Source organism: Mycobacterium sp. TH-M25 (genome assembly GCF_057473665.1).
Genome location: NZ_JBYCLA010000549.1, coordinates 1 through 7,313, shown reverse-complemented (window position 1 = coordinate 7,313; position 7,313 = coordinate 1). Strand labels below are relative to the sequence as shown.

The 7,313-nt window shown below is 69.7% G+C and carries 7 protein-coding genes; 6 read left to right on the top strand and 1 reads right to left on the bottom strand.

The annotated features are described in order from the left end of the window. Positions 1 to 2,008: AAA family ATPase (locus AC2VOU_RS18335; RefSeq protein WP_486958650.1), on the bottom strand; the 2,008-nt coding region annotated here is incomplete at its 3' end. A gap of 48 nt (positions 2,009 to 2,056) precedes the next feature. Between AC2VOU_RS18335 and AC2VOU_RS18330 the strand changes: the two genes are divergently transcribed. The 6 genes from AC2VOU_RS18330 to AC2VOU_RS18305 all read left to right on the top strand — a co-directional run. Further along, on the top strand, positions 2,057 to 2,629 hold the full coding sequence (locus tag AC2VOU_RS18330; RefSeq protein WP_486958649.1) for an LOG family protein: 573 nt from the start codon (positions 2,057 to 2,059) through the stop codon (positions 2,627 to 2,629). 33 nt (positions 2,630 to 2,662) lie between these two features. Continuing rightward, the gene (gene fadD6, locus AC2VOU_RS18325) at positions 2,663 to 4,459 is read left to right on the top strand and encodes a long-chain-acyl-CoA synthetase FadD6 (protein ID WP_486958648.1); all 1,797 of its coding nucleotides are present in this window, start codon (positions 2,663 to 2,665) and stop codon (positions 4,457 to 4,459) included. A gap of 141 nt (positions 4,460 to 4,600) precedes the next feature. Further along, on the top strand, positions 4,601 to 5,476 hold the full coding sequence (folP, locus tag AC2VOU_RS18320) for a dihydropteroate synthase (protein WP_486958647.1): 876 nt from the start codon (positions 4,601 to 4,603) through the stop codon (positions 5,474 to 5,476). Next, complete coding sequence (locus AC2VOU_RS18315; protein ID WP_486958646.1) at positions 5,473 to 6,465, top strand: glucosyl-3-phosphoglycerate synthase; 993 nt, start codon at positions 5,473 to 5,475, stop codon at positions 6,463 to 6,465. Before folP ends, AC2VOU_RS18315 begins: the two co-directional genes overlap by 4 nt. Positions 6,466 to 6,501: 36 nt before the next feature. Next, positions 6,502 to 6,840, top strand: a complete 339-nt coding sequence (locus AC2VOU_RS18310; RefSeq protein WP_486958645.1) for a DivIVA domain-containing protein — start codon at positions 6,502 to 6,504, stop codon at positions 6,838 to 6,840. Then, positions 6,830 to 7,313, top strand: a 484-nt coding sequence (locus AC2VOU_RS18305; RefSeq protein WP_486958644.1) for a DNA-3-methyladenine glycosylase I, incomplete at its 3' end; no start/stop codon positions are given. The genes AC2VOU_RS18310 and AC2VOU_RS18305, both read left to right, overlap by 11 nt.

The window sequence follows — 7,313 nt, the reverse complement described above, 5'->3', positions numbered from 1 at the left end:
CGGCCAGCGCCGCGGCATCGCCGTCGGCCAGCGCCCGCGCATGCGCCAGCGTCAACCGCCCCAGCACGCAGTCCACCTCGCCGGCCAGGCGGCCGGCCCGCTGCACGGCACGCACATCGCCCAGCCGCGTCGCGTCCTGCACGGCGCGCAGCGCGATCGCCGACTGCCCGCCGCGCTCGGCGGTCTGGATCGCCTCGCGGGCGGCGTCGATCGCGCCGGTGGTGTCGCCGTGGGCTGCCTTCGACCAGGCCCTGGCCAACGCCAATTCCGGGGCGAACAGCGAGGACTTGAGACCATGCAGCGATTCGGCCCGGCTGAAAGCCTTTGCCGCCGCGAGCTGTTCGCCTTGTTGGCCGAGCGCCTGGGCCAGCAGCATCAGCGTCAGCGGTCCCCAGGAATATCCGGTGCGGGCCAGCGGGTCGGCGGCCCGGCTCAGCAGCGTCACAGCGGCGTCGAAATCGCCTTGCGCGATCGCCACGTAGCCCACCAGCGTCTCGCCGATCGCCCGGCCCGGTTGCTGCAACTCGGCGAAGTCGGTGTAGCGCTGGGCCAGCGTGCGGGCCTCTGTCAGCCGGCCCGCCATCACCAGCGCGGTGATCCGGCCGAACCCGCTGGTGAACCGCAGCAACCCCGGATGGTCGGCGGCGGTCGCCCGGCGGGCCAGCTCCTCGACCACGTCGAATTGTCCGGTGCGCGCCGCGCTCAGCGCCGCCGCCGCGGCCGCCCACCCGACGGCCACCGCGTCGGCGTGCGGCGACGCCAGCACCTCGTCCGTGATGCGCAGGGTGCGCAGTGGCGTGCCGGAGTTCATCGCAAACGTCGCCGTCAGCGCGTCGAGGGTGGCCCGCGCGGCCGGCGAGTCGACTCGGCTGCGGGTGCTTTGCAGAAACGCGGTGGCCTGCGCCGGCTCGCCGAGCATCCAGAACTGGTTGGCCGCCCGCGGCAGCGCCCACGCCATCAGCTCGGGCGGTGACAGCCGGTCGGGATCCACCTTGCTCAGTGCGGCATCCGCTGCTCGCCCGCGGCCCTGCCAGGCCAGCGCGTAGCCGAGCGCGAGCCGTGCGGCCAGGCTCTCCGCACGATCCAGCGCCGCGTGGGCGAGTCGCTCGGCCAGTGTGAGCTCACCGAAGCGCAGCGCTTGCTGCGCGGCGCCCACCAGGTCGTCGTGCGGGATGCCGGCGTCGACGGCCAGGGCCGCGATTCGCAGCTGATCGCCGACGCGATCGGACGGGCCGGCCGCGAGTCGCTCGACCAGCGCCATGCGCAGCGCCCGCGCGGTGCCCGGTGCGAGGGCCGCGCCCGCTCGGGCTGCGCAGAACGGATGCGCCGGGTACGCCATCCCGTCGCCGTCGACGGCGATGGCTCCCAGGGCTTCGGCGTGCTCGATGGCCTCGGCGCCGACCAGCGCGGCCAGGTCGCCGCGGTGCAGCGGCGAGGCCAGCGCCAGATAATCCAGCGCCGTACGCGCCGGCGATGGCAGCTCGGCCAGAAAGTCGTCGACTTGGCCCCGCAGCTCCGCGGAGTTGTCCGCCGGGCCCACCTCGACCCGGTTCAACAAGCCGTCGACCCACAACGCCTCGACCGCTTCGGGGACCTCGGCGCCGGCCCCGACGGTGACGATCAGCCGCGTCGACCCGCTCAGCGCCAGCTGGTAGACGAGCGTGGCGGACAGCCGGTCGAGCAGGTGGGCGTCGTCGACGACGAAGCCCCGCTCGTCGCCCACGAGCCGGTCCCGCGCGGCGCGCAGCAGCTCGGCCGGTCGGGCGGTGGCGTTGGCGACGTCGGCGCCGGCCAGCAGCGTCCGGAAGGCGCCGAACGGGATAGCCTGCTCGGTGGCGGTGCCGATCACCCAGCGGGCGTCCGGCGCGGCGGCGCCGCGGGCGAGCGCCGTTTTGCCGGCACCATCGGCACCGAGGATCACCACGCCGGCGTGTCGTGGATCGTCCAGGGCGGCGGTGACATCGCGCTGCACGGACTCTCGCGGCGCGACCACCCAAGCATTCGGCACCGCCGGATTTTATGGCGCGCGCACCCAAGCGCATGCGGTTAGGCCCAAATGCGCTCGGCGACAACGGTGGTCTACGTTTCGACTGTGCACGCAATCTGCGTCTACTGCGCATCAGGGCCCACGCATCCGGAGTTGCTGGCGCTGGCCGCCGAACTCGGCGAGGCGATCGCCGAACGCGGCTGGACCCTGGTCTGGGGCGGCGGCAACGTCTCGGCGATGGGAGCGCTGGCCACCGCCGCCCGCGCCCGTGGCGGTTGGACCGTCGGCGTCATACCCAAGATGCTGGTGCGGCGCGAAGTCGCAGACCACGACGCCGACGAGCTGATCGTCACCGACACCATGCGCGAGCGTAAACAGATCATGGAAGACCGCGCCGACGCGTTCATCACGTTGCCCGGCGGGATCGGCACGCTCGAGGAGTTCTTCGAGGTCTGGACCGGCGGGTACCTCGGCATGCACGCCAAGCCGGTGGTGTTGTTGGATCCCGGCGGGCACTACGACGGGCTGCGCTCCTGGCTGGACGGCCTGGTGACGAGCGGATACGTCTCGCAGGTCGCCACCGACCGGCTGGTGGTCGTCGACGAGATCGGCGCCGCGCTGGCGGCGTGCGAACCCCGCTGACGGTCTTTGCTGACGGTCGATAGGCTGGCCGCCATGTCCGACAACAAATCCGGCACTGACACATCGGTTTCTGGCACGTCGATCGGGCTCATCGATATCGCGACACGGGCGCCCGCCCTGCTGGCCGACCTCCCGGTGATCGCCCGCGGGCTGCTCACGCTGGTGCGGGCGCAGCCGAACGTCAAGATCTCGATCGGCAAGGTCTTCCAGGACCGGGCCGAACGCTACGGCGACCGGGTCTTCATCCGGTTCGGTAACCAGCAGCTGACCTACCGCGAGGCCAACGCCACCGCCAGCCGCTACGCGGCCGTGCTGGCCGCCCGCGGTGTCGGCCGCGGCGACGTCGTCGGGATCATGCTGCGCAACTCGCCCGACGCGGTGCTGATGATGCTGGCCGCGGTCAAGTGCGGTGCGGTCGCCGGGATGCTCAACTACCACCAGCGCGGCGACGTGCTCGCGCACAGCATCGGCTTGCTCAAGGCCAAGGCGCTGGTGGTCGAATCGGACTTCGTCGATGCGGTGCACGAGTGCGGCGACGCCACGATCGCCCCGGTCACGATCGACGAGATGGCGCGGCTGGCGGCCACCGCGCCGACCGCCAACCCGCCGTCGGCGTCGGCGGTGCTGGCCAAGGACACCGCGTTCTACATCTTCACGTCAGGCACCACCGGCCATCCCAAGGCCAGCGTGATGACCCACAAGCGATGGTTGTCCGCGCTGGCGGTGTTCGGTGGACTTGGCCTTCGGCTCAAGGGTTCTGACACGCTGTACAGCTGCCTGCCGCTCTACCACAACAACGCTCTGACGGTCGCGGTCGGATCGGTGATCAACTCCGGGGCCACGCTGGCTCTGGGTAAATCGTTCTCGGCGTCGAAATTCTGGGACGAGGTAATCGCCAGCAAGGCAACGGCTTTCATCTATATCGGCGAGATCTGCCGCTACCTGTTGAATCAGCCCGAGAAGCCGACCGACCGCGCCCACACGGTGCGCCTGATCGCGGGCAACGGGCTGCGTCCCGAGATCTGGGACGAGTTCACCACCCGATTCGGCATCGGCCGGGTGTGCGAGTTCTACGCGGCCAGCGAGGGAAACACGGCTTTTATCAACGTGTTCAACGTGCCGCGGTCAGCGGGATGGGCAGCGATGCCGGTGGCCTATGTCGCCTACGACGCAGACACCGGCGAACCGCAGCGCGGCAACGACGGTTGGGTGCACAAGGTGCCCGCCGGCGAACCCGGTCTGCTGCTGAGCCCGGTCAGCCGGCTGCAGCCCTTCGACGGCTACACCGACAAGAGCGCTAGTGAAAAGAAGTTGGTGCGCAACGCGTTTCGCGACGGGGACTGCTATTTCAACACCGGTGACGTGATGAGCCCGCAGGGCATGGGCCATGCCGCGTTCGTGGACCGACTCGGCGACACCTTCCGCTGGAAGGGCGAAAACGTGGCCACCACTCAGGTGGAGCGCGCGCTGAGTTCGGACAAGGCGATAGAGGAGTGCACGGTATTCGGGGTGGAGGTTCCGCGCACCGGTGGCCGCGCGGGGATGGCCGCGGTCAAGCTGCGTGCGGGCGCCGAATTCGACGGTAACTCGCTCGCCCAGACCGTCTACCAGAAGTTGCCGGCGTACGCGCTGCCGCTGTTCGTCCGACTGGTCGAGTCGATGGAACACACCACCACGTTCAAAAGCCGCAAGGTCGATCTGCGCGAGCAGGCCTACGACGCGTGCATCGAAGATCCGGTGTACGTGCTGGCCGGGCGCGACGAGGGCTATGTGCCGTTCTACGACGACTACCCCGAAGAGGTCGCCAACGGCAAGCGGCCACAGGGCTAGATACCGGCACTGTCACACTGGCACTGGCACTGGCACTGGCACGTCCGCACCGCCACACCAACACCGCCTCTGGGGTGCACTCTTTTTTGGAATCGTGACCGCATGCGATATCACCGCGAGCGCACCAGTCACGATGGTCTGATGCCGTCCACCCTGTGCGGTCGTCCGGTGAGCGACCATCGCGCGCTGATCATGGCGATCGTCAACCGCACCCCGGACTCTTTTTACGATCGCGGTGCCAACTTCGCCGATGACGCCGCCCGGGCCGCGGTGCATCGTCTCATCGCCGAGGGGGCCGACGTGATTGACGTGGGAGGCGTGAAGGCGGGCCCGGGGGAGAGTATCGACAGCCACGCCGAGATCGCCCGGGTGGTGCCGTTCATCGAGTGGCTTCGCGACACCTATCCCGACCAACTGATCAGCGTCGACACCTGGCGCTCGGAGGTGGCCCGCCTCGCTTGCCGGGCAGGAGCGGACCTGATCAACGACAGTTGGGGCGGCTACGATCCCGCGATGCCCGGAGTGGCCGCCGAATGCGGGGCCGGGCTGGTGTGCTCGCATACCGGCGGCGCGCGCCCGCGGACACGTCCATTCCGGGTCAGCTACGGGACCAGCACCCGTGGCGTGGTCGACGACGTCATCAGCGAGGTCACCGCATCTGCCGAACGAGCTGTCGCGGCCGGGGTGGCTCGCGACCGGGTGGTGATCGACCCGACGCACGATTTCGGCAAGAACACCTTCCACGGGCTGGCGCTGTTGCGGCACATGGAAGATCTCGTTAACACCGGGTGGCCGGTGTTGATGGCGTTGAGCAACAAAGATTTCGTCGGGGAGACTCTTGGGGTAGGGCTGACCGAACGGCTGGAGGGAACCCTGGCCGCGACTGCGCTGGCCGCTGCGGCGGGGGCCCGGATGTTTCGGGTGCACGAAGTCGGGTCCACCCGACGGGTGTTGGAGATGGTGGCGTCGATTCACGGGCAACGCCCGCCCGCGCGCACGGTGAGAGGACTGGCATGACGGCATCTGAGCTGGTCGATCTCGCTGCCGATGGCGCGCTGGCCGCGGCACCCGGTGACGTCTGGCTGGCCGACCGGAGCTGGACTCGGCCGCGGTGGACGGTCGAGGAGCTGGAAGCGGCCAAATCCAAAGGGGCCGGCAAAACCGTTTCGGTGGTGCTGCCCGCCCTCAACGAGGAAGACACCGTCGAGTCGGTGATCGAAAGCATCTCGCCGCTGGTCGGCCGCTTGGTCGACGAGCTGATCGTGCTCGACTCGGGGTCCACCGACGACACCGAGATCCGGGCAATTGCCGCCGGCGCGAAGGTCGTGACCCGCGAACAGGCGCTGCCCGAGATCGCGCCGCGGCCCGACAAGGGCGAGGTGCTGTGGCGTTCGCTGGCGGCCACCAGCGGCGACCTCGTGGTGTTCGTCGACTCCGACCTGATCGAGCCGCACCCGATGTTCGTGCCGCGGCTGCTCGGCCCGCTGCTCACCCAGGACGGCATTCACCTCGTCAAGAGCTTTTATCGGCGGCCTTTGAACATCGGCGACGCCCCCAGCGGCCGCGAGGGCGCCACCGGCGGCGGGCGGGTCACCGAGCTGGTGGCCAGGCCGTTACTGGCGGCATTGCGGCCCGAGCTGGGCTGCGTCCTGCAGCCGCTCGGCGGCGAATACGCGGCCACCCGCGAGCTGCTGACCGCGCTGCCGTTCGCACCCGGTTACGGCGTCGAGATCGGCCTGCTGGTCGACACCTACGATCGGCTCGGCCTGGACGCGATCGCGCAGGTCAACCTCGGCGTGCGGGCACATCGCAACCGCCCGCTGGCCGAACTGGGTCCGATGAGCCGACAGGTCGTCGCGACCCTGCTGTCGCGGTGCGGCATCCCGGACTCCGGCGTGGGGCTGACCCAGTTCTTCGTCGACGGCCCCGACGGAATGGGCTACACACCGCGCACCTCGACGGTGTCGCTGGCCGACCGGCCCCCGATGAGCAACCTTCGGCCCTGAGCGACCTCGTTGGACCCATAGGGCAATATCGAGCCCGTGGCATTGGTGTTGCTGTACCTGGTGGTCCTGGTCCTGCTAGCGGGTGTGCTCTTCGGCGTGGTCAGTCTGCTGTTCGGCCGCGGTGAGCCGCTACCGCCGCTGCCCCGCGGGACCACCCCGACCGTCCTGCCCGCATCGGGAGTCACCCGCTCCGACGTCGACGCGATCAAGTTCACCCAGACCCTGCGCGGCTACAAGACCAGCGAGGTGGACTGGGTGCTGGACCGGCTCGGGCAGGAGCTCGACCTGCTGCGCGGCCAACTGTCCTCCGTGCACGCCGCGGCCGCTGCCGGCGAACGACCACCAGATGCGGCGGATGAGCCCGGTGACCGTTGACGACGGCCTGGTCCGCTGCGGTTGGGCGGTCGGCCGGCCCGGCAGCGCGGATTTCGAGCTCTACCGCGACTACCACGACACGGAGTGGGGTCAGCCGCTGCGCGGCCAGGTGCCGCTGTTCGAGCGGATGAGCCTGGAGGCCTTCCAGAGTGGGCTGTCCTGGCTGATCATCCTGCGTAAACGGGAGAATTTCCGGACGGCGTTCGCCGGGTTCGTGCCCGAGGAAGTCGCCCGGTTCACGCCTGCCGACGTCGCGCGGCTGTTGGCCGATCGGGGCATCGTCCGCAACCGGGCGAAGATCGAGGCGACCATCGCCAACGCACGGGCTGTTGCCGAGGTGGACGACTTCTCGGAGCTGCTGTGGTCGTTCGCCCCGGCGCGCCGGCTGCGTTCACAAAGGCCCACGACCCAGGCCGACGTCCCCCCAGTCACCCCGGAATCAACCGCAAAGGCCCGCGAATTTAAGCGCCGCC

Excerpts from the sequence above, each read along its gene's own strand:
- AC2VOU_RS18330 (WP_486958649.1), top strand. The coding sequence starts at position 2,057 with ATGCGCTCGGCGACAACGGTGGTCTACGTTTCGACTGTGCACGCAATC.
- AC2VOU_RS18315 (WP_486958646.1), top strand. The coding sequence starts at position 5,473 with ATGACGGCATCTGAGCTGGTCGATCTCGCTGCCGATGGCGCGCTGGCC.
- fadD6 (WP_486958648.1), top strand. The coding sequence starts at position 2,663 with ATGTCCGACAACAAATCCGGCACTGACACATCGGTTTCTGGCACGTCG.
- folP (WP_486958647.1), top strand. The coding sequence starts at position 4,601 with ATGCCGTCCACCCTGTGCGGTCGTCCGGTGAGCGACCATCGCGCGCTG.